The sequence below is a fragment of the Granulicella mallensis MP5ACTX8 genome, from assembly GCF_000178955.2.
GTDB lineage: Bacteria > Acidobacteriota > Terriglobia > Terriglobales > Acidobacteriaceae > Granulicella > Granulicella mallensis.
Window position 1 is genome coordinate 5,693,086 of sequence record NC_016631.1, and the last position, 25,073, is coordinate 5,718,158.

Consider the following 25,073-nt stretch of genomic DNA (forward strand, 5'->3'; position numbering starts at 1 on the left):
GCCTACGCGCTCACCTTCTGCGCCGTAGCGCCGCTCAAGTTCATCTCGCGCGTCATGATCCCAATATCCTTGTCTCCACGACCGCTCACATTCACCATCAGGATCTTGTCCTTGCCCATCTTCGGCGCAAGCTTGATGGCCTCGGCCACAGCATGAGCCGACTCCAGTGCGGGGATGATTCCCTCCGTGCGGCTCAGTACACTCACCGCGTTCAAGGCTTCGGCATCAGTAGCGCTGGTGTAAGTCGCGCGGCCCGAGTCATGCAGCATCGCGTGCTCCGGGCCGACGCTGGCGTAGTCCAGGCCTGCCGACACCGAGTGCGTCGTCGCAACCTGGCCGGCGTCGTCCTGCAGCACATAGCTGTAGGTGCCCTGCAGTACGCCGGGGATGCCGCCGCCGATCTTCTGGAAGCGTGCCGCATGCTCGCCGAGTGCGGTGCCGCGTCCACCCGCCTCTACGCCGATCAGCGCAACGTTCGGCTCCGGGATGTACTCGTAGAACGCTCCGATCGCGTTCGAGCCGCCGCCGACGCAGGCGACGATAGCATCCGGCAGACGGCCTTCGTGCTCCAGAATCTGCCGCTTGCTCTCCTTGCTGATGACGCGATGGAAGTCGCGCACCATCGTCGGATAAGGGTGCGAGCCCAGTGCCGAGCCGAGGATGTAGAACGTCGTCCGCACATTTGTAACCCAGTCGCGCATGGCCTCGTTGATCGCGTCCTTCAGCGTCGCCGAGCCCGAGGCCACGCCGCGCACCTCCGCGCCCAGCAGCCGCATGCGGAAGACGTTCAGCTCCTGTCTCCGCATGTCTTCCTCGCCCATGTAGACGACGCACTCCAGGCCGAAGAGCGCGCACACCGTAGCTGTGGCGACGCCGTGCTGGCCCGCGCCGGTCTCGGCGATGATGCGCTGCTTGCCCATGCGCCGCGCCAACAGGGCCTGGCCGAGCGCGTTGTTGATCTTGTGCGCGCCGGTGTGCAGCAGGTCTTCTCGCTTCAGGTAGATCTTCGCTCCACCCAGGGTCTCTGTAAGCCGCTTGGCGAAGTACAGCGGCGTAGGACGGCCGACGTAGTCCTTCAGCAGGCCATCGAGCTCTGCATGAAACGCAGCATCAGCCTGGGCCTGCTCGTACGCATGGTCGAGCTCGAGTAGCGCGGCCATCAGGGTCTCCGGCACATAGCGGCCGCCGTAGATGCCGAAGCGTCCGGGAGTCGCGCTCACCGGCGCTGCAGAGGTAATCGTGGGTATTGCGGTCGAGCTCATCGCGGTGTCCTTCGTAGTTTCGTCAAAAGTCAGTCGTTACAAACACAAAAGCCGCAACCTTGGCGGTCGCGGCTCGGGGAATCTTGAGAATCGCAGGTAACGCTTGGGTCCCGCGAGACTACTCCGCCGATGCCGCTACGGTACGCCAGTAGCGGTAGGAGGGAGTAAATCGCGGTGTGAAGCAGAAATGCATAGTTTTCTTAACGTACACCCGAGGAAGTCCATGGGGCAAGCAACCCCTGCCGCAATTTCTGAATCTTTCGCCCCCCTTGGTGTGTCCTATATGCAGTTAGGAGGTGCTGAGATGAAAGTTCAATCATTTCGCATCATCGTTGCAGCAGCTTTGGCACTGGCCCCCGCTGTAGCCTTCGCGCATACGCCTACTGAGGTACATGACCGCACTCCGGTCGTTCACACACATACCCCTCAGGCGCACATCAGGACTGTAAGCGTTCATCGCTCGTAAGTAAGCGGTAAAGAAGTCCCGCACCGACACGGCCTGCGAAACAGCAGGTCTTGCCCTTTAAGAAGCAAGATAAGTGCACCAGATGTTTTAGATGTTCTCGCTACTATCCCCACAGAATCGTCATCCTGAGCGGAGCGCCTCGCGCTTTTTGCGAGGTGCGGAGTCGAAGGACCCCGAGGGCCTGATCTCGCCTGTGGTGTTGAGACCTTTTCCAGCATAGAAGTCCGGGCTCGAGCGCTTGAGGTAGAAAAGGGGCGAAGGGTATAGGCAAGATAGCAACCATCGGGGTCCTTCGACTGCGCGTCCCCAAAAGGGGGGGACGCTTCACCCAGGATGACGTTTCTATGGCGAGATAAAAACTACAAGATCGAGCTCTAACGCACCGCATCCCGCGCCGCCGCAATAAAAGCCTTCAACTTCGCAGGATCTTTGCGTCCGGGCGCTGCTTCAACACCACTGGCCACATCCACGCCCCACGGCGCAAACTCGGCAATGGCCGTCCCCACGTTCTCTGCGTGCAATCCACCGGCAAGAATCAGCTTCGGAAGCTCGCGCTTCCCATCCTGTGCGCTCGCGTACACCCGCCGTACGATCGGCGCAGCGTGCGCCCAATCAAAGGTCGTTCCCAATCCACCCGAAACCCCGCCCTTCGCCGCATCCAGCAGCACGGCCCAGATCGCAGGCTCCGCGAGAACCGCTCTCAACGCCGCCTCAAAGCGAGCGTCCGCAGCCGCGCGCTCCGTCGCATTTACCTCATACGACACGGCCTGGATGATCTTCAGCTTGCCCCCGAATTCTCCGGACAAAGCCTGCACCATCCCCTGGTCGAACTCGTTATGGAGCTGCGCCACCGTGAGCGCCGAGGCAGCCATAGAGTGCTCCACCTCATAGGGATCGTCGGTCGCAAAGACACCGACCTTCTCCACACCGGCAGGAAGCAAACGCGCAATGCTCTCCGCCTGCTCCAGCGTCATCTGGCGCTTGCTCGGCGCGAAGACGAACCCGACGGCATCCGCCCCCAGTTCGACGGCGAGTTGGGCATCGGCGAGATTCGTATTGGCACAGATCTTGATGAACATGACGAAGGTTAAGATTCGTCCAGTTCCGTAAAGATTCCGGCAAGCGAGACTTCGATAGGGGTTCCAACAACGCGCAGGATGCCGTCACTGGGCTGCGTAAAGCCTTGTTTAGAAGCCTGATAACCCAGCCGCTTCCATGGATCGATGGCCCAGATATCTTTCACACCCATGCCCGCGTAATCGTTGACCCGCTCTTGCAACTCTCCGAGAGAATCATCCTTCGAAAGAATTTCGACGCAGAGCAGAGGGGCAAAACTGATGATCGGATCTTTGGGATCGGTGCTCCGAATCACGCATATATCTGGAATGCGGTAGCGCTGAGGAGAGACCTGAATCCGCTGCTCTGGAAGAGCTCGCACACCCCATATCGTTCGTTTTTCCCGAAAGATGCCAGAAATAATGCCTTGCAAATGCGCGTGCGGCTGCTCTCCCACGTTCCGCTCCTTCAATTCGCCATCGATGTAGTCGCGGTCGGGCCGATAGGTCGTTTGCAGGTACTCGCGGACAGGAACAAGAACCGAGCTTGCCATGGCGCACACTCCGTATGGGGTATTTTAGCCCTCCAGCAGATGCACAAGCGCTTCACCAGGATTCGGCTTCCGCATCAGCGACTCGCCGATCAGGAAGGCTTCATAGCCCGCCGCGCGCAGGCGCTGCATATCGGCCACGGTATGAATCCCGCTTTCGGCTACGCGCACGGCGCTTGCAGGAAGATGCGTCGCCAGCTCGCAGGCGCGGTCGAGCGAGACCTCAAAGGTGCGCAGATCGCGGCTGTTCACGCCGACACACTCGCAATCGAGCGCCAGGGCACGATCCAGTTCTTCGCGATCGTGGACCTCGCACAGCACGTCAAGCCCATGTTGTTTTGCGGAGTCGCGAAGCGTACGGAGTTCGGTATCTGTAAGCGCGGCAACGATCAGCAGGATCGCATCAGCGGCGTTCGCGCGGGCTTCGAGGATCTGGAACTCGTCGACCATGAAGTCTTTACGCAGGCACGGGATCTTCACCGCCGCCGAAGCCCGGCGCAGGTTTTCGAGCGAGCCCTGGAAGAACTTTTCATCCGTCAGCACCGAGAGCACCGCCGCACCGCCGGCTTCCAACTGGGGCGCAAGAATCGCCGCGTCAAAGTCCGCGCGGATCAGGCCCTTCGACGGCGAAGCCTTCTTCAACTCCGCAATGATCGCCGGCCCGCTCTGCGCCTTCGCCCGCAGGGCCTTCGCAAAGCCACGTGGGGTGTGGGCGCTCGCCGCCTGCTCCAACGCGTGCAGATCAGCGGAGGCTTTGCGTTCGGCAACAACAGTGCGCGTGTGCGCGAGGATTTCGGGGAGATACATCGTGCGTTCTGTAGAGATAGCCATCTCTTCCATGCTACGGCAGATAAACAGGGGATGGCCTAGCGCAAATTCGCAGGCTGAGGAATTTACAAACTAAAGACAAAGCGGCCGGTAGAGGTAGAGATGGATTGCGGCACAGAATCCAGCCCCGAAGGGGCGGCCCCATCGGGGCTAACTCCAACGCAAAATTCTCGACGGCCTACTCCCCGCAAAACGAAAACAGCGAGCCCCAACCACGGACTCGCTGTTTCCTGTTTCCTACTTCCTGTTTCCTGCTCTTACGCCTTCCCTGCCAACTGCCGCAGCACATACTGCAAGATTCCCCCGTGTTGGTAGTAGAGGATCTCCTGCGGCGTATCGATGCGCACGGTGACGGAGAACTGGCTCTTCGTTCCCTTGGCATCTGTTGCAATGACGGACAGCTTCTTGCCCTGGGCAAACTTCGAGTCGAGCATCGCCTTCAACTCGCCGGGCTGCGTACCCAGCGTGAAGATCTCTTCTCCCGTCAAGCCGAGGCCTTCCGTGTTGTCTCCCTCCTGGAACTGCAGCGGCAGAATGCCCATGCCCACCAGGTTGGAGCGGTGAATGCGCTCGTAGCTCTCCGCGATAACGAAGCGAATCCCCAACAAACGCGGGCCCTTGGCCGCCCAGTCGCGCGACGACCCCGAACCATACTCCTTGCCCGCCAGAATCGCCAGCGGTGTAGCACGCTTAGCGTACTCCACCGAGGCATCATAGATGCTCATGCCCGTGCCCTCAGGCAGCAGTCGCGTGACGCCGCCCTCCGTGCCCGGAGCGAGCTTGTTGCGCAGGCGGACGTTGGCGAACGTTCCACGCACCATCACCTCGTGGTTGCCGCGCCGCGAGCCGTAGGAGTTGAAGTCCGAAGGCTTCACCCCATGCTCGGTCAGGTACTTCCCTGCCGGGCCGTTCAGCTTGATCGAACCGGCGGGCGAGATGTGGTCCGTCGTCACCGAATCGCCCAGCACCGCGAGCACGCGCGCGTCGGAGATGTCGTCCACCGGCGCAGGCGTTGCAGGCATGCCGTCGAAGTACGGAGCCTTGCGGATGTAGGTGGAATCGGGCTCCCAGCCATAGGTATCGCCAGAGGGGAACTTCAGGTTCTGCCAGTTGGCATCGCCATCCGCAACGGTCGCATACTGCGTGCGGAACATCGTCGAGTCGATGCAGCTTGCCACCGTATCGGCGACCTCCTTCTGCGACGGCCAGATGTCGCGCAGATAGACCGGTTCGCCATCCTTGCCCTTGCCCAGCGCGTCCTTCTCGAAGTCGTGTGAGATGTGCCCGGCAAGCGCGTACGCCACCACCAGCGGAGGGCTCATCAGGTAGTTCGCGCGAACCTCCGGCGAGATGCGGCCCTCAAAATTGCGATTGCCCGAGAGCACCGATACCGCCACCAGGCCATGCTCTTCGATGGCCTTCGACACATCCGTCGGCAGCGGACCGGAGTTGCCGATGCACGTCGTGCAGCCATAGCCGACGACCTGGAAGCGCAGCGCATCGAGATACTGCAGCAGCCCGGCGCGCGTGTAGTAGTCCGTCACCACGCGCGAACCCGGCGCGAGCGAGGTCTTCACCCACGGCGGAGTGCTGAGACCAGCCTCGACAGCCTTCTTCGCCAGCAGGCCGGCAGCCATCATCACATAGGGATTGCTCGTGTTCGTGCAGCTCGTAATCGCGGCGATGACGATGGAGCCATCAACAAGATACTTGTCAGGATTGACGCCGAACCGTGCCTCGACGGAGTGCGCAGTCTCGGTGACGGAGACCGCACCGCCGGGAGTCGCCGGCTCATCATGCGTCGTCGTCAGCACAGCAACCGCCTCCGGCACCGTCGGTGCAGAGGCACCCACAGAGCTCGTCAGGTCGCCGCTGGCCGAGGCCAGACCACCCTCACCTTCCCAGCGCACCATCTGGCGGATCGTAGCCTTGTTGGCGTTCGGCCCTTGCAGCGCCGGCAACTGCTGAGCGAAGCTTGCGGGCGTCTGCGAGAGCAGCACGCGGTCCTGCGGACGCTTCGGTCCGGCAACGCTGGGCTCGACCGTCGCAAGGTCCAGCGAGATCGTCACGGAGTAGTGCGCCTCGGGTGCATCCGGAGTGTGGAAGAGGCCCTGCTCGCGGAAGTAGGCTTCGGTCAGTGCGATGTGCTCTTCGCTGCGGCCCGTCAGGCGCAGGTACTTCAGCGTCTCGGCGTCGACCGGGAAGATGCCGCAGGTCGCGCCGTACTCGGGAGCCATATTCGCGATCGTCGCACGGTCAGCCAGCGGAAGCTCGCTGATGCCGGGGCCGTAGAACTCGACGAACTTGCCCACCACACCGAGCTTGCGCAGCATCTCGGTGACGGTCAGCACGAGGTCGGTCGCAGTCGCGCCCTCCTTCAGCTTGCCCGTCAGCTTGAACCCGACGACCTGCGGCACGAGCATCGACACCGGCTGGCCCAGCATCGCCGCCTCGGCCTCGATGCCGCCAACACCCCAGCCCAGCACGCCCAGGCCATTCACCATGGTCGTGTGTGAGTCGGTGCCGACGAGCGTATCGGGGTAAGCCGTAATGTTGCCGTCCGCGTCGGGCTGTGTGGTGAAGACCACGCGGGCGAGATACTCCAGGTTGACCTGGTGACAGATGCCCATGCCCGGCGGCACGGCGGAGAAGTTGCGGAAGGCCGTCTGGCCCCATTTCAGGAAGGCGTAGCGCTCGCGGTTGCGCGTGAACTCCAGCGCCGCGTTCAGGTCATAGGCGTTGGCCGTACCGTACTCGTCCACCTGCACGCTATGGTCGATGACCAGTTCCGCCGGCTGCAGCGGATTGATCTTCTCCGGATTGCCGCCGAGCTGCTTCATGGCGTCGCGCATCGCAGCGAGGTCGACGATGGCGGGCACGCCGGTAAAGTCCTGCATCAGCACGCGGGCCGGCATGTAGGCGATCTCGCGCGAGGGCTCAGCCTTCGGGTCCCAGTCGGCGAGGAAGCGGATGTCGTCCGCCGTGACGGTCTTGCCGTCTTCGCAGCGAAGCAGATTCTCAAGCAGGATGCGCAGGGAGAACGGCAGGTGCGTGAGGTTCGTGTCGGTCAAGGCATTCAGGCGGAAGTAGTTAACCTTCTGCGAGCCGGAGGTGAGGGTGGCGGCGGCGTTGAAGCTGTTGGGGTGGGTGGCGTTCGGCATGACGTGGCTTCTCCTTAGCTGAGTAGCTGGCAGGCTGGGGAGCTCGCGCACATTGGCAGGAAGCTCCCGAGCAACTGGGCCGCGGCTTCGCCTGTATAAGGCTGCAGGCGATGGCGGCAACAAAATCGATAAATCGTAACGAGGGTAGCAGAGAGTGAAGGAAGCGCCCTAGGCACGTCCGCGGTCGTGGCGTCCACGACGAAAGCGCTTGAGATGAGCGCAACTCGGCATAAGGATATTTTACGCGAGAGATTTGTGGGAGCAATATCACCTTTCATGTGGACGCGGTATCATCCGTCTGCATCTCATACAGTTGCTACAGTTGCGTTGCCCTCTATACGTTTTTTGAGGGAACGCGGGAGATTTGGAACGATGAAAACACACGTGACTACCCAATACTGGCTGCGGAGCCTGGGCGCAGTCGGCCTGGTTGCCAGCCTCGCCCTTGGCGTCAATGGCTGCCATGGCAACCAGGGATCCGCTCCCATTGTGAACAATGCCGCCTCAGACCCCAATGCTCCCGACCCAGCCGCCGCTAACCAGGCGCCAGTGAGCGGTTCTACCAATAGCTCGAGTTCTAGCGGACAATCCAGCGGCCAGTCGACACAGGTGATGAGTTCCAACTCCTCCTACGCTCCGCAGCAGCAATCGGAGAGCTACCCGCAGGCCCAACAGGCGCCCGCGCCCATTCAGCAGGCTTACGATAACTCGCAGCAGGGCTACGACAACTCGCAACAGGCCTACGACAACTCACAGGACGTAGAGCCGATCGCTCAGACCGACCAGCCGCCACCACCGCTGCCCGAGTATGACCAGCCGGAAGCTCCTGAGCCGAACTACCTGTGGACGCCCGGCTACTGGGGCTGGGGCGCTGGTGGCTACTACTGGGTCCCCGGCGTATGGTGCCCGCCGCCCTACTACGGCGCGCTCTGGACACCTCCCTACTGGGGCTGGTCCGGCGGCTACTACCGCTTCAATCGCGGCTATTGGGGCCCGCATGTCGGCTTCTATGGCGGCATCAACTATGGCTTTGGATACACCGGAAGCGGCTACGAAGGCGGCTACTGGCACGGCAACGACTTCTACTACAACCGTGCCGTTAATCGCGTCAACGTCGGCAACATTCGTAACGTTTACAACCGTTCGGTGATCGTCAACAACAACAACCGCGTGAGCTACAACGGTGGACGAGGTGGCATCAACGTGCAGCCGCGGCCCGCTGAAATCGCCGCAATGCGCGAACGCCATGTCGGCCCGATAGCAGCTCAGACACAGATCCATCAGCAGGCAGGACAAAACCGGCAGCAGTTCTTCAACCAGAACCATGGCCGTCCAGCGCAGGCAGCACTTGCCCGCCCGAACGGTGTGCAGCCCGCAATCGGCAATCGTCCCGAAGGGAATCGACCGGGAGAGAACCGTGGCGGCGTTCCCGCCAACAACCTGCGCGGACCGCAGCAGGTACAGCAGCAGCGCAACGTGCAGGAGCAACAGCAACAACGGAACCTGCAGGAACAGCAGCAGCGTAACCAGCAACAGCAACAACAGCGCAATGTGCAGGAACAACAACAGCGCAATAACCAGCAGCAACAGCAACGTAACGTGCAAGAGCAGCAACAACGTAATCTGCAGCAACAGCAGCAGCGCAATAACCAACAGCAACAGCAGCGCAATGTACAGGAGCAGCAACAGAGAAACCAGCAACAGCAGCAACAACGCAATGTGCAGCAGCAACAACAGCGTAACGTGCAGGAGCAGCAGCAACGCAATCAGCAACAACAGCAGCAGCGTGCGGTTCAGCAACAACGCCCCGTGCAACAGCCACGACCTCAGCCCGAGGTTCAGCGTCCCCAGCCACAGCGTGAGGCTCCACGTCCGCAGCCGCAGCGTGAGGCCCCGCGTCCTCAGGCTGCTCCGCGTGCTGAACCCGCACGTCCAGCCCCTGCAGCACGTCCAGCACCCGCAGCGCGTCCAGAGGGCGGTCATGAAGAAGGTCATCCGCACTGATCGGCGTCTTGCACCAGCAGAAAGGCCCGCCAAACGGCGGGCCTTTCTCTTTCAAAGCCACCCATACGTTGTCATATCGACCGAAGCATAACGGCTTTATGTGATGCGCAGTGGAGAGATGACAGTTCTGTAGTGGTTCATTCCTATACGCACACAGCATGCGAGAGAGCTCTAAACGATCCCTTGCACCGCTACCCCATCGCCAACTGCACCAACAGCACGACGTTGAGCGCAAGGATGATCGTCGCCACAGTCCAGCCGGCCAGACGCATGCGGAACGCGCTCTTGAAGTCGCCCATCACCTTTTCGCGATTGGTTAGGAGCAAGAGCGGAATCAGTGCCGCCGGCAGTGTAAAGCTCAGCAGCACCTGGGAACCGATCAGAATCTTCAAGGGATCCCATCCAACACCAATCACGATCAATGCCGGAACGACCGTAATGAAGCGGCGCAGGAAGATCGGGAACTTGATATCGAGGAAACCCTCAATAATCACCTGACCGGCCATGACACCGACTGTAGAACTCGAAAGCCCAGAGCACAGCAGCGCCACCGCGAAGACGGTCGCCGCCGCCGAACCCAGCAGCGGCCCAAGCGTGTGATACGCATCCTGAATCGTCGGCGACGCACTCGGTCCGTGGAAGAGCGCCACCGCCGCCATGACGATCATCGCCGAATTGATGAGCCAGGCCCCGTTCATCGCCACGAATACATCGATCAGCTCAAAGCGCAGGTACTGCCGGAGGATGCCGGGCTTCGGTTCGCCGGAGGGCGGCGCGAGTTCGTTCAACCGGGGCTGCACCAGCGCCGAGTGCAGATAGATCACATGCGGCATCACGGTAGCGCCCAGCATGCCCACCGCCGCATAGACCGACCCCCTTACAGCATGAGGATCGAAGGATGGCAGGATCGTCGCTACAAACGCGCGATGCCAGTCGGGATGCACGAGGAAGACCTCGAAGCCGTAGCACAGGCCGATAACGCCGACGAAGGCCATGATGCCACGCTCCAGCCACTGAAACCCGGCTAGGTCGAGAGCGAGGATCCCAAACACCGCCACCGTCGCCGCAGCTGCCGCAACGAATAGCGAGCCCGTAGGCGAGAAGCCATGTGCCTGCAGCGCAGGGCCGATCAGCAGATCGAGGCCCAGCGCGGCACCGAGAAACTCCGCCAGATCGGTCGCGACGGCAGAGATCTCCGCACAGAACCACAGGAGGATGCTGGTGCTCTTGCCAAAGTGCTTGCGGCAGTTCTGCGGCAGAGTCAGCCCGGTCACGATGCCGAGCTTCGCCGACAGGTACTGGATGAGAATGGCCATGATGTTCGACCACAGCAGCACCCACAGCAGCCGGTAGCCGAACTGGCTGCCTCCAAGGATGTTGGTGGCAAAGTTGCCGGGATCGATGTAGGCCACCGACGCCACGAACGCCGGGCCGAAGTAGCTCCATATCTGGTTGCTGCGAAAGGAGTTGCGGCCCTTGCCACCGGGTGTCATCGCAGCCACAGAGGCTGGTGAAAGCGCGGCGTCCTGAACCGCTATATCGACGGCAAACGATATGTTTTCGCTGCTACCGGACGGATTGGCATGCGATTCAGGCATCTTGACTATTTTTAGTCTAGCCTAAAAGTCGGCGATAAGTACAGGATCAGCCCAAAATAGAGGGCTGTAAGCCCGATCTGTAGGCTACATCTCCCCTGCAAGGTCAGAGCTCAAGTTTTGTTTTGAAGGGGATCTGCCTAAAGACAGAAATGAAACGCGAAAAGCCCCGCATCCTCGAAAGGATGCGGGGCCCTCGCTTTCAAACTGAAGTTTGAGAGAACTTACGCTGCGACGGTCGGCTCGATCGAGACGAAGCGACCGAGCTGTCCGCGATCGGCGAACTTGACCACGCCGCTGACCTTGGCGAAGAGCGTGTCGTCGCTGCCGCGACCGACGTTCTTGCCGGCCTTCAGCGGTGTGCCACGCTGGCGGACGAGAATCGATCCGCCGGTGACGGTTTCTCCGCCGAAGCGCTTGACGCCGAGGCGCTGCGCGTTGGAGTCGCGACCATTTTTAGAGCTTCCTAGACCTTTTTTATGTGCCATTACAGTGCCTCTTTCGCGCCGGGGCGCGCCCGCGCTTCTGAAATCATGCGGCTAAGCCGCGAATCCTATTTTGCCAACCTGAGAACCTGCTGTTCGCAGCCCCAGGATGTACTTACTTGGCTTCAGCCTTGAAGCTCTTGCCGCCGACGAGGATCTCGTTGATCTTGACTTCAACGAAGCTCTGGCGATGGCCCTGCAGCTTCTTGTACTGCTTCTTGCGCTTGTAGTGGAACACGAGAATCTTGTCGCCACGGCCTTCGCTGACGACCTCGGCCAGCACCTTCGCGCCGCCCAGATCCTGCTCAAACTTGCCCTCTTCGCCGCTGACAGCAACAACGTCGGAGAACTCCAGCGTGCCGTTTTCGTGCTCGCTCTTCTCAATCCGGACGGTATCGCCGGGGGCCACGCGGTATTGCTTTCCACCGGTGCGAATGACTGCGTACATAACTTGAAACCTCATCGCCAGAGCGCAGAATGTCCCGCTCGGCTTTCCTCAGAAATACTGAATGTCTTGTCAGGAGGGCGGGGCTCGCCCGGCCGGCTTGGGCCTCGCAGCCTGTATCTCAGCCGCTACCCACCGGCCCTGTAGCCGAAGACACCGGCTACATCGCCAAACTTCAAGAGTTTATCGGGAAATAGGGGTCCAGGTCAACAACTATTCATCTGGCCGATATAATCGACCCCGTTGCCTACCGTGTCCGAGCCCTCTATACGCCCCGTGAGTTTCCGCGCCCCCCGGGTCATCTTCTGGGCCGGTTTCGCGCTTCGGATGGCCTGCATCCTCATCGGCCGCACCTATCGGATCCATCTTACCGGCGACCACTTCGACTACGGCTTCGAGGCCGGACGCATCGCCCGCTCCCTCGTGCAGGGCCACGGCTACGGCAATCCTTTCAACGGCTTCTCCGGCCCCACGGCCTGGCTCCCTCCCCTCTTTCCGCTGCTGATGGCGCTGGGTTTCAAGCTCTTCGGCGTCTACACGAACGGCGCGGCCATCTTCATCATGGCGTGCGACAGCCTCTTCTCCGCCGCCGTAGCGCCGGCCATCTACGAGATCGCCGCGCGCTGCTTCGACGCCCACGGCCTCGCCCGACGCGCCTCCGAAAAAGCCGCCCCCGTAGCACTCTGGTCGGCGTGGCTCTGGGCCGTGTATCCGGCCGCTCTGCAGTTCGCCATCCACTGGCTTTGGGAGATGTCGCTCACCGCCTGCCTCTTCACCTGGGCCTTCGTCTTCGCGTTGCGCCTGCGGCACATCGGCGAGCCGGAAGCATCAAAACCAAGCCGCGACCTGGGACTCTGGGCCATCTTTGGCCTGCTGTGGGGGCTCGTTACGCTCTCCAACTCCTCGCTGCTGCTCGTACTGCCCGCATGGATTCTCTGGATCCTGTGGCCGTCGAAGACCCTCCGTACTTTCAGCCCCAAAGCTGCCGGTGCCGTTCTTGCCTGCGTTGTCTTCGCTACCACGCTTGCCCCCTGGATCATCCGCAACGAGCACACGCTGCACGCCTTCATCCCCACGCGCGACAACTTCGGAGTCGAGCTCTTCAGGTCGGTAGAGCCTGGAAACGGCTCCCTCCCCTGGGGCACAGCCATGCCGCTCTGGCCCGGCGATCCCGAGTTCCAACGCTTCGTCCGGATGGGCGAAGTGGCCTATGGGCAGGCTAAGGGAGAAGAAGCCAAAGCTCTCATTCGCGCGTATCCGGGGGAGTTCGTGCGCCGGATTCGCGACCGCATGATCTTCTTCTGGGACGGCACACCGCACTCCCCCGAGGGCCATCCGCTGCTCGAGTACCTGCGGCTGTTGAGCTACAGCTTTCTCGGCACCTGCGGCCTGCTCGGCCTGCTCCTTGCCCTGAAACGGCGTGCGTCCGGCGCGTGGCCCATGGCGCTGGCCTTTTTGCTCGTCCCGCTGCCATACTATTTCGTGACCATGCAGGCACGATTTCGGCATCCCCTGGAGCCGCTGATCGCGGTGCTGGCGGTCTATCTTTTTCGGTCGACGCAACCGCGTGCCGAGTTGCAACGGAAGGCGGCGCGGTGAACGATCGCAAAGAGTTTCTGGTCACCGGCGCCTCCGGCTTCTTCGGCGGCATCCTCAAGCAACGGCTGCTGGCGGAAGGCTTCGCCGTCACCAACATCGACCTCGTCGCCGACGCAGACTCCCACCCCGCGCTCACCAGCATCCAGGGCGACATCCGCGACGCAGCCCTGCTCGCCCGCACCTTCGCCGAGCACAAGTTCGAGGCAGTCTTTCACTGCGCCGCCATGCTGGCGCACGACGTCCAGGACGACAACCTGCTCTGGAGTTCCAACGTAGACGGTACGCGGCTCGTAGCCGAGGCCGCGCTGGCGGCAGGCGTGACGCGGTTCATCTTCATCTCGACGAACTGCCTGTGGGGTGAGGGCCTGGCACGCGAAGTAACAGAACAAGAGGTGCCCGCGCCCGTGGAACTCTACGGCCACTCGAAGCTGGCTGCAGAAAAGCAGCTCGATTCTCTGCGCTCGGAACACCCGGAGCTGCAGGTCATCACGCTGCGCTGCCCGACGATCATGGACAGCGGCCGGCTGGGTCTGCTCGCGATTCTGTTCGAGTTCATCGATGATGGGAAAAAGGTATGGGTGGTGGGGGACGGCTCCAACCGCTACCAGTTCATCTACGCGCAGGACCTCGCCACGGCCTGCCTCCAATGCCTCAACTACGCCGGATCGAACCTGTTTCATATCGGGTCGGACCAGGTGCCGACGATGCGCGGCATGTACGAGAACGTGATCCGCACCGCGGGCAGTAGGTCGCGCGTGGCCTCCTTGCCCAAGGCTCCGACGATTGCGATGATGAAGCTCGCGCACAAGCTGAATATCTCTCCGCTGGGCCCCTATCACTACCGCATGATCGCCGAGAACTTCATCTTCGATACCACCCGCATCCGCCACGAGTTGGGGTGGGCACCGACGTTTACGAACGAGCAGATGTTGCTGCGCTCCTTCGAGTACTACCGCGAACATCGCCGCGCCATCCACGAACGCACGGACGTGTCGGCCCACTCGAAGGCTGCGCCCATGGGGATCATCCGGTTGCTGAAGTGGCTCTCGTAAGCTACCCGATCGCGCAGAAACACTGGCACTTGCTTTTCTGTTTGTCATTCGAGCGCAGCGAGCGAACCTGCTTCCTCCCGTTTTTTGCCATTGCCACCACAGGCGTTGTGCGTTAGCCCAAACCAAGCTCCAGTTCCAGCGCACATATTTCTGGGTGATATGAACGAAGAACGGGAGACAGCAGGTTCGCTCGCTGCGCTCGGAATGACAACTAGAAAAGCAACAGCAACGGCAAGGCAACGCCCGATATAATCGCCCCTATTGCCAACCATGCCCGAGCCCACCATCCGTCGCCTCAACTTCCGCGCCCCCTGGGTCATCTTCTGGGTCGGTTTCGCACTTCGGATGGCCTGCATCCTCATCGGCCACACCTATCGCATCCGCACCACCCACGACCATTGGGAGTATGGCTTCGAGGCCGGGCGCATCGCGCGCTCCCTCGTTCTGGGCCGCGGCTACAGCAGCCCGTTCAACGGCCCCTCCGGCCCGACGGCATGGCTTCCACCGCTCTATCCGTTGCTGATGGCCTTGGGCTTCAAGCTCTTCGGCGTCTATACAAATGCTGCGGCGATCTTCATCATGGCGTGCAACAGCGCCCTCTCAGCCGCCATCGCACCGGCACTCTACGAGATCGCAGCGCGCTGCTTTGACGCTTACGGCATCGCCCGCCGTGCCTCGATGAAGGCTGCCCCGGTAGCCCTCTGGTCGGCGTGGCTCTGGGCCGTCTATCCGGCGGCTCTGCAGTTCGCCATCCACTGGCTCTGGGAGATGTCGCTCACAGCCTGCCTCTTCACCTGGGCACTCGTCTTCTGCCTTCGCCTGCGACGCATCGGCGAACCGGAAGAGGTAGCGCCAAGGCCGGGCCGCGACTTTGTATTCTGGGCTGTCTTTGGGCTGCTGTGGGGGTTGACCGCTCTCTCCAATGCCTCCCTGGTACTGTGTCTTCCCGTATGGATTCTCTGGATTCTGTGGCCGCAAAAGAACCAGCCATCCCATCCCCCCTTGATGCAGTCCGTCGCAGGCGCTGCTCTCGCCTGTATCGTCGTCGTTGCAACCATGACGCCGTGGATCGTGCGCAACGAGCGTGCCTTTCACGCCTTCGTGCCGACGCGTTCCAACTTCGGCGTCGAGCTTTGGCAGAGTTCGCTTCCCTCCCACGACGCCTTTCCCTGGGGAGCCACCGTGCCCCTCTGGAGCGGCGATCCCGACTTCAAGCTCTACGCCAGGATGGGGGAGCTTAACTACTCGAAGATGCGCGGCGCCCAGGCCAAGGCGACGCTGCGTGCACATCCCGATGTGTTTCTGCGCCACACGCTGCAGCGCATTCAGTTCTTCTGGTTCGGGGTTCCTCATACCGAACAGAAACACCGCTCGGAAGAGGTGGGCCGCATCTTCAGCTACAGCTTCTTGAGCGTCGCCGGACTGCTCGGCCTGGCCCTCGCGTTGAAACGAAGAGTTCCAGGAGCCTGGCTGATGGCGAGCGTCCTGCTGTTGACGCCGCTCGTGTACTACATGGTCGTCATCCAGGCGCGGTTCAGGCACCCGATCGAGCCCATCATCGCCGTCCTGTCCGTGTACCTCTTCCGCTCGACGACACCGCGTAAAAAAGCTGAGGCTTAGAGATAAAGATCTCTTTCTAAACCCACCCATACCCTCTCATCTCGACCGGAGGCGGCGTTCTTTGCCGCCATAGTGGAGAGACCTCTGTATTTTGCCCGTAGTAGCACTGCTGCTTCGAGCGAAATACAGGGGTCTCTCCACTACGCATGACATAAAGCCGTCATGCTCCGGTCGAGATGACAAGATATGGGTAATTTGAGAAAGACACTTTCCTTCCAAGCCCCCAACCCACAGGTGATAGAGTTCAAACACCGTAGTAGCAGTCGAATCCCTCACCGAGTCAGGGGCTTCTCGCATGGCGCTTACGATCACAGGTCTGTCCAAGACCTATCCGAATGGTGTTCACGCTCTCAAGAACATCTCGCTCACTATCGGCAACAACATGTTCGGGCTGCTAGGTCCAAACGGCGCAGGCAAGAGTACGCTGATGCGTACCATCGCCACCCTGCAGGAGCCCGACAGCGGCACCATCTTTCTCGACGGCATCGACGTACTCCAGCAGAAAGACGCCGTGCGCCAGACGCTCGGCTATCTGCCGCAGGAGTTCGGGGTCTACCCCAAGATGTCGGCGCTGGACATGCTCTCCCACCTTGCGGTGATGAAGGGCATTACCAACGCGGGTGAGCGCAAGGAGATCGTCGAAGCCCTGCTGAACCAGACGAACCTGTGGGCGTTCCGCAAGAAGGCGCTGAGCACCTACTCCGGCGGCATGAAGCAGCGGTTCGGCATCGCGCAGGCGCTGCTCGGCAAGCCCCGGCTCATCATCGTCGACGAGCCGACTGCCGGACTCGATCCCGCCGAACGCAATCGCTTCCTCAACCTGCTCTCGTCCATCGGCCGGGACGTCACGGTGATCCTCTCGACGCACATCGTCGAAGACGTTCGCGAACTCTGCCCGCGCATGGCGATCATCGCCGCAGGAGAGTTGCTGCTGGAAGGCGCACCCAGCGAGGCGCTGGCCGCCTTGAACGGCAAGATCTGGTCGAAGGTCGTTGCCACCGATGACGAGCTGCGCGCTCTGGAATCGGAGCTGCGCGTCATCTCCAGCCACCTGGTCGCAGGCCAGCACGAGATTCGTGTCTTCGCCGACAGCGCCCCCGGCGAAGGCTTCCGCGCCGTGGATTCCGGTCTTGAGGACGTTTACTTCCTCAACCTGTCCAGCCAGTCCGCAGCCAAAGCAGCCAACTAACCTCTTTCCGCACGGAGATCCGCGATGAAACTCTTTTGGGAGTTCTTCTCCTTCGAGCTCAAGGTCCGGCTGAAGAGCCTGTCGACATACGTGTACTTTGCGATGTGGTTCTTCTTCAGCTTCCTTTCCGTCGCCGCTGAGGACTTCATCACCACGGGCAACGGCAAACAGCTCCTCAATGGACCGTTCTCAAACACCATCCTGTACATGTTTTTCACGTTGTTCGGGACGATTGTTATTGCCGCTATCTTCGGCACATCGGTCCTGCGCGACTTTCAACGCGATACCTTCCAGTTGATCTTTACAAAGCCGATTACGAAGTTTGCGTATCTCGGCGGCCGCTGGGCGGGATCGTTTGTCACCTGCGTCTTTGTGTTCTCGGGAATCGTCTTCGGCGAAGCGATCGGATCGCTGATGCCCTGGGCCGATCACACCCGCATCGTTAGCGGCCATGCCTGGTGGTACCTGCAGCCGTTCCTGTCGATCGTGGTCGTGCAGATCTTCTTTCTCGGCTCGATCTTCTTCCTGGTGGCTGCGCTCTCGCGCAAGATTGTCATCGTCTACCTGCAGGGCATCGCGGTCCTGATGATCTACCTGCTGCTGCAGGCCGTGTTCGATGCGACGCGATCGCTCGAGCACTTCTGGTCCGGCATTCTCGATCCCATCGGATTGCAGCTTGCGAGCGTCATCGCGCGTTACTGGACAGTCGCGGAGAAAAACTCGCAGCTCTTCTCCTGGTCCGCGCATGTAGGCAACGGCGTCTTTCTCTACAATCGGCTGCTTTGGATCGCCGTGGGTTTTGTCTCGCTGGGTGCGGTGTACCTATTCTTCCCCATGTCCGTCGAGGCGCTGACGGCAAAGTCGCAGGGACGGCGAGCGGCGAAGGCCAAGCGCGAAGAGGAATCCGAGCTTCAGCCACGACGCTCTCTGGTGGCCGCACAGATGCCAAGTGTGCAGCAGAACTTCGGAAGCGGTCTCTGGTTCACGCAACTTGTCTCGATGACACGCCTGCGCATCTCCAACATCACCCATGAGCTGCTGTTCTGGGCACTCGGCGTATTGATCGCTTTCTTTGCCCTGGTCAACGGCTACTTCGCAGGACATGCACAGGAGACCAATGTCTGGCCCGTCACGTTCCTGATGCTGCAGTCCGTGGAGAACACGGCGGTCATTCTGCTCTTCGTGGTGGCGACCATCTATGCCGGAGAGCTGGTGTGGCGCGAACGGGATACGCGCTTTGCGGGCATCCATGACGCACTGCCCATGCGCGAGACAACGGATTGGCTCTCGAAGTTCTTCGCGCTGGCCTTCGTCGAAGTGGTTCTCCTGCTCGTGGTCATGGCCTGCGGCATCCTCATGCAGACCTTCTCAGGCTTCCATCAGTATGACCTCCTACAGTACTTCAAGGAGCTGTTCCTCATCGTCTTTCCCTCGGTGATGGGGATCGCCCTGCTCGCGTTCTTCGTGCAAACGGTGGTCTCCAACAAATTTCTCGGCCACGCCATCGTCCTGGGCGTCTTCATCATGCAGCCGATTCTCAATCGCTGGAACATCGAGAACTCGCTGCTCGTGCCGACACAGAGCCCCCCGTACAGCTACTCCGACATGAATGGCTACGGCCACTTCGTAGCGGCGCTGGCCTGGTCAACCGTTTATTGGACCTCGATCTTCGCATTTCTTGCCGTTCTCTCAATCGCGCTGGCGCGACGCGGCGCCGAGGATAGCTGGCGTGCACGCTGGGGTCAGGCGCGTCATCGCCTGCCAGGACTGACGCCCGCACTGGGGCTCTTCGTGCTGCTCGTTATCGGCAGTGGAAGTTGGTACTTCTACAACACGCACGTCCTCAACACCTTCTATACACAGAAGCAGCTCCGCGATTTCCAGGCGCAGTACGAACGCGACTTCAAGAAGTACGAGCGCTTTCCGCAGCCGAAGATCACCTCCGTCGATGCGAACATCGATCTCGATCCCTATCACCGTTCGTTCTCCGGCACCGGTCACTTTGTGCTGCAGAACAAGACACCGAATCCCATCCAGCAGATCCACATCACCGACCAGAGGCAGTCGGTTGCCGACGTGCAGTTCGATCGGCCGTTTCACCACATCAGCAGTTCTTTCCGCGATCTCTATTCGATCTATCAACTCGAAACGCCGCTCGCGCCGGGTGAGAAGTTGAACATGACCTTCAAGGTCGGATATCAGTCGCATGGCTTCCGCGATGGCGGCGAGCGGCCCGAACTGGCCTACAGCGGCATGTTCTTTGACTCCAGCTACTTTCCAACCATCGGTTACAGCAACGATGTAGAGATCGACGACCCCCGCCGCCGCCGCGAAGAGAAGCTGCCGCTGCTCGAAGACCTTCCGCCGCGCGGCGATTCCCTGGGCAGCGTGACGAATCTCTTTACCCCCACCTCTGACTGGATCAGCTATCGCACTACAGTCAGCACACCCGACGATCAGATCGCGCTCGCACCCGGATATCTGCAACGCGACTGGTATCAGAACGATCGCCACTACTTCTCCTACGACATGGGCGACGTGAAGATTCTCGACTTCTTCTCGTACATCTCCGGCCGCTACACGGTAAAGAAGGAGAACTACAAGGGCACCAGCATCGAGGTCTACTACGACTACCACCATCCCTGGGATGTCGACGACATGATGCAGGGAGCACGCGCGGGACTTGACTACTACCAGGCCAACTACAGCCCGTTCCAGTACAAACAATTCCGCATCATCGAGTTCCCGCGCTACCGCAGCTTCGCGCAGTCGTTCTCGAACACCTCTCCTTTCACCGAAACCTTCTTCCTCTCTCGCGTCCTCAACCCGAAGAAGGATATCGACTTCACCTACTTCGTTACCGCGCATGAACTCGCACACCAGTGGTGGGCCCACCAGCTCATTGGCGGCCGCGTTGCCGGGTCGAACATGATGTCGGAGTCGCTGGCCGAATACTCTGCCCTGCGCGTGGCGCAGAAAAAGTATGGAGACGCGCAGATGCACAGGTTCCTGTCCCATGAGCTCGACGGCTATCTGCGCGGACGCTCCGGCGAGACGCGCAAGGAGCCGCCGCTTGGGCAGGTGCAGCGCGAGTCCTACGTCTGGTACCAGAAGGGCAGCCTCATCCTCTACGCGCTCTCCGACTACATCGGAGAAGACAAGCTGAACCTTGCGCTGCATAACTTCCTAATGCAGTACCGCTACGCCAATGCCGACGACTCACAGTCCGGTCCCTACCCGGACACAAGAATGCTCGAAGCTGCCCTGCGGGCCCAGACCCCTGCCGACCTGCAGTACTTCATCGACGACAGCTTCGAAAAAATCACCCTCTACGACAACAAGACGATCCAGGCGACCTCGCAGAAGACATCCGACGGCAAATACAAGGTCACGCTGGTCGTCGAAGGGAAGAAGGCTTACGCCGACGGCAACGGCGTCGAGACGCCTGCCTTCCTCAACGACCTGATCGATGTAGGCGTCTTCAGTGGCAAGAAGGACGAGGAGAAACCGCTGTCCGTGCGCAAAGAGCGCATTACCGGCGGCCGGCAGACCTTCGAGTTCCTCGTGGACGAGCCACCGACACGCGCTGGAATCGATCCCTACAACAAGCTCATCGACCGGAATCTGGACGACAACTCCACCGACGTAGTGAACCAGAAGTAGCGACGTGCGACACTGACTATCGACAGATGAACGACACCAGAAACTCGCCCAAGATCCTCGTACAACGCCTTCACCCAGCGGCTCAGCTTCCGCGCTACGCCCACGCCGGGCCCTACGGTGATTTGGCTGCCGACCTCTTTGCCGCCGAAGCCGCAACACTGGCTCCCGTAGGCCAGCCGGGCAGCACGCAGGCCGTGCGCACGGGCCTGGCCATGGAGCTTCCCTCGACCCACGGCGCATTGGTCGAAGACCGCTCCGGGCTGGCACTGCGTGGCATCACGACGCTGGCAGGCGTCATCGATCCGGGCTATCGCGGCGAGCTCAAGATCGTGCTGACGAACCTCGCGCCTGAGGCCCAGACGGTTGCGCCCGGCCACCGCATCGCGCAGCTCCGCATCGTCGAACGCATCCAGGCCAGCTTTGAAGAGACCAACACGCTCGCCGAAACCCCTCGCAACAACGCAGGGTTTGGCTCGACGGGCGCTTAGCGTTCGCCAAGATGTACCCCCTGTTTCTTCAGCCTCCCCACAAAATCGTCATCCTGAGCGAAGCACCTCGCGCTTTTGCGAGGTGCGCAGTCGAAGGCCCCCGAGAGTGGTTATCTCACCCACGACGCTGGGACCTTTTCCACCTCGAAAACCCAGGCTCGAAGGCTTGAGGTAGAAAGGGTCTGAGAGATATGGGCAAGAGGTTGGCCCTCGGGGTCCTTCGACTCCGCGTCCCAAAATCGGGACGCTCCGCTCAGGATGACGGTTCCGTGGAGGGGGCAAGATGAACGACGAATTCGCTAACAGGAACACCTCACCTGTCATGAACACCGCGTCCACAACAAACAAAGCAATCACAGGCCTCTGCGGCGCGGCCCTCTGCCTCAGCCTGCTGACCGCCGTTATCGCCAGCAGCCACTGGCCCCTGATCGGGGACGCCTCGCTGATGCACTACGTCGTGTTCCTGATGCACCGCGGACTATTGCCCTACAAGGACATCGCCGACATCAACCTGCCGGGGACGTACGCCTTTGAAGCGGCGGCCATGGCTCTCTTCGGAGAGGGCGCCATCGCCTGGCGCGTCTACGACTTCACCCTGCTGGGAGCAGCGCTCGGAGCCTGCTTTCTCCTGGCCGGACGAAACCGCTGGTTCGCCGCGCTGTTCGCCGGCTGCACCTTCGCTCTGGTTCATTTTCAGGATGGCCTCGAAGAAGGTGGGCAGCGCGATCTGCTGATCGCCGCCCTGCTGCTCTGGGCCTATGTCGCGCTGTTTGCCGCACTGCGAGGCAAACGGCCACTCCGGATGCTCCTGCTCTTCGGAGTCAGCCTCGGCGCTACATTCCTCGTCAAGCCGATATTGCTGCCGCTTAGCGGGCTCTTGTTGCTTCTGGTGGGAGTGGTCCGGTATCGGCGCGGGCAAAAGCTGGTACCGGGAATCGCAGCCGCACTCGCAGGGATGGCGATCCCCGGCATCTGTACGCTGCTCTGGCTGCAATCTCATGGGGTTCTATCCGCTTTTTGGACGTCCGCGCTGCCCTTGATTCGCCTCCATGCCAGCCTGGGAGACAGGTCTCTGGGTTTTCTGCTCGCTCATTGCCTGTCGCCGATCACGGCGCTCTGCCTGCTTTGGGCGGTCCTTCAGTTCACCGGACGTCCGGCGCTCACGACGGAGCGGATTGCCTTGCTGGTGGGCGTCTTCGGGACACTCCTTGCCTATGTCATGCAGGGAAAAGGCTTCACCTACCAGCGCTATCCCCAGCTCGCGATCCTGCTGGTCCTGATTGGGCTGGATCTGGACGAGGCCCTGTTGAGCAAAGGCGTACGTCGATCCCTGGCGATGGCAACCTGCCTCCTGGGTTCCTTTTTTCTTGCGCCACGGTTTGCCTGGCTTACGACGACTTTCTCGGGCGTGACTCGTTTTCAAAACGCCCTCACAGAGCAACTCGATGCCGTAGCCAGCAGGGACCAACTCTCCGGTCAGGTTCAATGCCTGGATACCTTTGGCGGCTGCATCGGAACGCTCTACCAGATGCGCCTCCCGCAGAGCACTGGCTTCCTCTACGATTGCTACCTGTTCACCGATCCCTCCGCAGAGAGAGAGAGCTACCGTGCCGCGTTCTGGACAGCCTACAAAACAGCCCAGCCACGAGTTCTCGTTGTGACGAACCAGTTCTGTTTCTGGGACCCGCGTGGCTTCAAAAAGTTGGACGAATGGCCAGCCTTCGCCGCAGACCTCGACCAGAACTACCGGGAGCAATCCGAGTGGCGCTCAGACGTGCCGAACCACTTCTGGCACAGGCCTGAGATGCCGTTTCAATTCAGAATCTACGTGCGCAAAGAGCATCCCTAGAACCCGCCATCGTTGTCAGTTGAGGCAGGAATTGCTGGTTTAGGGAGCCAGCGACATCACGAAACCGGTCTCTCGAAGAGCTTCTTGAAAACGATCTCCTTGAAGTCAAGCAGCGGGGCATCGCTCTTCTCAGCGCGCATGCGCAGCAAGGCACCTTCCCAGCTATTCAGGAGAAACTTTGCCAACAACGATGCAGGGAATTGACCGCTTATCTCCCGTTGACTCTGCGCCTCCGCAATACAAGTCTCAAGAAGCTCGCACCAGGCTCCAAAATGTTTGGTAAGGCCGTCACGTATCAGTGCACTCTGGTCAGCAGCTTCAGCGCTGAAATTACCCATCAAACATCCACGAACGTACTGTGAGGTCCTGAAGGCCTCAATCCTGTCATCGAAGTACGCTTCCAATCGCTCTCGTGGAGTGGCATCCGGATTGAGGAGAAAACTGCGCAGCCTTTCCTGGCCTCGATTGGAATAGGCATCAATCACCTCCGCCGCAAACGCCTCTTTACTCTGAAAGAAGTTGTAAAAGGACCCCTTGGGTATGTCGGCGGCCTCGACAATACTCTGTACGCTGGTCCCGCCATATCCGCTCGCGTGGATCGTCTGCACCCCCGCCTGAATAAGCTTCTCCCGGGTACCTGGTTTTGGCTTTGGCCCCCGTTTTGCGGGCGAACGAGAATCCATAGGTGTTCCAAGTCTATCTTCACGCACCATGAACAGAAAGTCATGATTTTACAGATCAAATAATACAAGACGACCAGTCATATTGTATTGTATGACTACATTATCCTCATCCCAAATTGATCTTCGAATCTTCTGATCCTGGAGCGACTATGAACGGAATCGATACAAATAACGGAAGCCTGAAATGGGAAGTATTTACCAGTAAACGCCCTGGTCTTAGCCGCGATCTCCCTCCTGGCAAAGAGGACTTGATGTGGGTGTCGAACTCGTCGACGCTCATCTACGGTGAGCGCGATGCTGTCCTTGTCGATACCTTTCTGACCATCGACCAATCGCAGGCATTGCTGAATTGGGTCATCGCAAGTGGCAAGAATCTTACCGCGATCTACCTGACGCACGGTCATGGCGATCACGTGTTCGGAGTTGGTTCGATTCTGGAGCATTTCCCGAATGCGAAAGCCGTTGCAACCCCTGCAGTCGTTGAGGCCATACGTGCGCAAGTGTCGCCAACATCGCTGGAAGAGTTTTGGCGCAAACTTTTTCCTGGACAGATTCCGGAGCATCTCCCCGTTGCCGATCCTCTCGAGGACAATGAACTAGAGCTGGAAGGACACAAGCTGGTTCCGGTAGATACAGGTAAAACGGATACGGCCCAATCGACCTGCCTGCATGTCCCGTCGATCGGGCTGCTCGTCGGTGGAGACACGGTCTACAACGGAATTCATCCCTACCTCGCGGAGACCAACACGGAGAGCCGGCGTGAATGGATCGCTACGCTCGATAAGCTCGAGGCGCTAAATCCCCGAGCCGTCATTGCCGGGCACAAGATTCCAGAAAATGAAGACGGGCCTCGCATCATCGCCGAAACGAGACAGTATCTTCGCGATTTCAATCGTCTCGATGAAACCACCCATACCGCCCGCGAGCTTTACGATGCAATGCTTGAACTCTACCCTGATCGCGTCAATCCAGGCTCCCTGTGGGGAGGCTCGAAGGCTGCTAAAAAAGGCGTCTCCTAGAGACGATTCAAAGAGACGATTCAAGTAGCCACCAGTCGTTCGATCGGCGAAGCCAGAGG

The 25,073-nt window shown here is 60.4% G+C and carries 19 protein-coding genes; 10 read left to right on the forward strand and 9 right to left on the reverse strand.

Annotation, left to right across the window (positions count from 1 at the left end; translation table 11 throughout):
- Nucleotides 1-2: 2 nt before the first annotated feature.
- On the reverse strand, nt 3-1,262 hold the full coding sequence (gene trpB / locus ACIX8_RS22040; RefSeq protein WP_014267608.1) for a tryptophan synthase subunit beta: 1,260 nt from the start codon (nt 1,260-1,262) through the stop codon (nt 3-5).
- Between the two features lie 304 nt (nt 1,263-1,566).
- Between trpB and ACIX8_RS26055 the strand changes: the two genes are divergently transcribed.
- Nucleotides 1,567-1,728, forward strand: coding sequence for a hypothetical protein (locus ACIX8_RS26055; protein WP_184257995.1), 162 nt, complete (start codon nt 1,567-1,569; stop codon nt 1,726-1,728).
- Between the two features lie 374 nt (nt 1,729-2,102).
- On the opposite strand, the gene ACIX8_RS22045 is transcribed toward ACIX8_RS26055, so the two are convergent.
- The 4 genes from ACIX8_RS22045 to acnA form a co-directional block, all read right to left on the reverse strand.
- On the reverse strand, nt 2,103-2,807 hold the full coding sequence (locus ACIX8_RS22045; RefSeq protein ID WP_014267610.1) for a phosphoribosylanthranilate isomerase: 705 nt from the start codon (nt 2,805-2,807) through the stop codon (nt 2,103-2,105).
- 8 nt (nt 2,808-2,815) lie between these two features.
- Nucleotides 2,816-3,337 carry a Uma2 family endonuclease gene (locus tag ACIX8_RS22050; RefSeq protein WP_014267611.1) on the reverse strand — a complete coding sequence of 174 codons (522 nt, stop codon included), beginning with the start codon at nt 3,335-3,337 and terminating at the stop codon, nt 2,816-2,818.
- Between the two features lie 24 nt (nt 3,338-3,361).
- Nucleotides 3,362-4,174, reverse strand: a complete 813-nt coding sequence (gene trpC / locus ACIX8_RS22055) for an indole-3-glycerol phosphate synthase TrpC (RefSeq protein WP_014267612.1) — start codon at nt 4,172-4,174, stop codon at nt 3,362-3,364.
- Nucleotides 4,175-4,419: 245 nt separating this feature from the next.
- The gene (gene acnA / locus ACIX8_RS22060) at nt 4,420-7,323 is read right to left on the reverse strand and encodes an aconitate hydratase (RefSeq protein WP_014267613.1); all 2,904 of its coding nucleotides are present in this window, start codon (nt 7,321-7,323) and stop codon (nt 4,420-4,422) included.
- A 372-nt stretch (nt 7,324-7,695) separates the two neighbouring features.
- On the opposite strand from acnA, the gene ACIX8_RS26060 reads away from it, so the two are divergent.
- Entirely contained in the window at nt 7,696-9,327 is a 1,632-nt protein-coding gene (locus tag ACIX8_RS26060) for a hypothetical protein (protein WP_223295415.1), read from the forward strand.
- A 191-nt stretch (nt 9,328-9,518) separates the two neighbouring features.
- Here the strand turns inward: ACIX8_RS26060 and ACIX8_RS22070 are convergent, their stop codons facing one another.
- The 3 genes from ACIX8_RS22070 to rplU form a co-directional block, all read right to left on the reverse strand.
- Complete coding sequence (locus ACIX8_RS22070; protein WP_014267614.1) at nt 9,519-10,925, reverse strand: Nramp family divalent metal transporter; 1,407 nt, start codon at nt 10,923-10,925, stop codon at nt 9,519-9,521.
- A gap of 221 nt (nt 10,926-11,146) precedes the next feature.
- Nucleotides 11,147-11,410, reverse strand: coding sequence for a 50S ribosomal protein L27 (gene rpmA, locus ACIX8_RS22075; protein WP_014267615.1), 264 nt, complete (start codon nt 11,408-11,410; stop codon nt 11,147-11,149).
- 112 nt (nt 11,411-11,522) lie between these two features.
- The gene (rplU, locus tag ACIX8_RS22080; RefSeq protein WP_014267616.1) at nt 11,523-11,855 is read right to left on the reverse strand and encodes a 50S ribosomal protein L21; all 333 of its coding nucleotides are present in this window, start codon (nt 11,853-11,855) and stop codon (nt 11,523-11,525) included.
- Between the two features lie 273 nt (nt 11,856-12,128).
- Here rplU and ACIX8_RS22085 point away from each other — a divergent pair, with 273 nt between their 5' ends.
- The 7 genes from ACIX8_RS22085 to ACIX8_RS22115 all read left to right on the forward strand — a co-directional run bounded on the left by ACIX8_RS22085 (nt 12,129) and on the right by ACIX8_RS22115 (nt 23,312).
- A complete protein-coding gene (locus tag ACIX8_RS22085) occupies nt 12,129-13,451 on the forward strand; it encodes a glycosyltransferase family protein (RefSeq protein WP_223295416.1) in 1,323 nt (440 codons plus the stop codon).
- Entirely contained in the window at nt 13,448-14,503 is a 1,056-nt protein-coding gene (locus tag ACIX8_RS22090; RefSeq protein ID WP_014267618.1) for an NAD-dependent epimerase/dehydratase family protein, read from the forward strand. The genes ACIX8_RS22085 and ACIX8_RS22090 overlap by 4 nt, the downstream gene beginning before the upstream one ends.
- Nucleotides 14,504-14,773: 270 nt before the next feature.
- Entirely contained in the window at nt 14,774-16,123 is a 1,350-nt protein-coding gene (locus ACIX8_RS22095) for a hypothetical protein (RefSeq protein WP_014267619.1), read from the forward strand.
- A gap of 295 nt (nt 16,124-16,418) precedes the next feature.
- On the forward strand, nt 16,419-17,312 hold the full coding sequence (locus ACIX8_RS22100) for an ABC transporter ATP-binding protein (protein ID WP_014267620.1): 894 nt from the start codon (nt 16,419-16,421) through the stop codon (nt 17,310-17,312).
- Nucleotides 17,313-17,336: 24 nt separating this feature from the next.
- On the forward strand, nt 17,337-20,975 hold the full coding sequence (locus ACIX8_RS22105; RefSeq protein ID WP_014267621.1) for a M1 family aminopeptidase: 3,639 nt from the start codon (nt 17,337-17,339) through the stop codon (nt 20,973-20,975).
- 26 nt (nt 20,976-21,001) lie between these two features.
- Nucleotides 21,002-21,463 carry a dUTP diphosphatase gene (gene dut / locus ACIX8_RS22110; RefSeq protein ID WP_014267622.1) on the forward strand — a complete coding sequence of 154 codons (462 nt, stop codon included), beginning with the start codon at nt 21,002-21,004 and terminating at the stop codon, nt 21,461-21,463.
- A 283-nt stretch (nt 21,464-21,746) separates the two neighbouring features.
- A complete protein-coding gene (locus ACIX8_RS22115) occupies nt 21,747-23,312 on the forward strand; it encodes a hypothetical protein (protein ID WP_014267623.1) in 1,566 nt (521 codons plus the stop codon).
- A 56-nt stretch (nt 23,313-23,368) separates the two neighbouring features.
- Here the strand turns inward: ACIX8_RS22115 and ACIX8_RS22120 are convergent, their stop codons facing one another.
- Nucleotides 23,369-23,995 carry a TetR/AcrR family transcriptional regulator gene (locus tag ACIX8_RS22120; RefSeq protein ID WP_014267624.1) on the reverse strand — a complete coding sequence of 209 codons (627 nt, stop codon included), beginning with the start codon at nt 23,993-23,995 and terminating at the stop codon, nt 23,369-23,371.
- A 149-nt stretch (nt 23,996-24,144) separates the two neighbouring features.
- On the opposite strand from ACIX8_RS22120, the gene ACIX8_RS22125 reads away from it, so the two are divergent.
- Complete coding sequence (locus ACIX8_RS22125; RefSeq protein ID WP_014267625.1) at nt 24,145-25,014, forward strand: MBL fold metallo-hydrolase; 870 nt, start codon at nt 24,145-24,147, stop codon at nt 25,012-25,014.
- Nucleotides 25,015-25,073 lie beyond the last annotated feature (59 nt).